This is a genomic window from Tritonibacter sp. SIMBA_163 (assembly GCF_046535935.1).
In the GTDB taxonomy this organism is placed as follows: domain Bacteria; phylum Pseudomonadota; class Alphaproteobacteria; order Rhodobacterales; family Rhodobacteraceae; genus Epibacterium; species Epibacterium scottomollicae.
The window spans coordinates 1-260 of sequence record NZ_JAWJBP010000701.1; the positions used below are offsets into that span (position 1 = coordinate 1).

A 260-nucleotide genomic window follows, 5' to 3' on the forward strand; every position below is an offset into this window, starting at 1 on the left:
TATCATCAGTTGGGTTAAACAGGTAGGAGAGTTGCTTCCCCAAGCTTACGAACCGGATGTGACTCCACAAGTGGGAGAACTAGATGAGTTGGAAACTTATGTGAGAAAAAAAAAATAAAATTTGGTTGTGGACAGCTGTTGACCATTTTCAGCCCGGTCTTTTAGGTTGGGTTTTAGTTCATTATCTTAAATGGGAAGATATCCCTATCCCTATCCCATATCGTTTCATATCTTAATTCAGCAACGCCCGCTTTTGATAC

1 pseudogene is annotated in these 260 nt (G+C 40.4%); it reads left to right on the forward strand.

From position 1 onward, the window contains the following. Positions 1–176, forward strand: a pseudogene (locus R0J92_RS24135) (IS1 family transposase); the annotation flags it as partial. Positions 177–260: the final 84 nt, after the last annotated feature.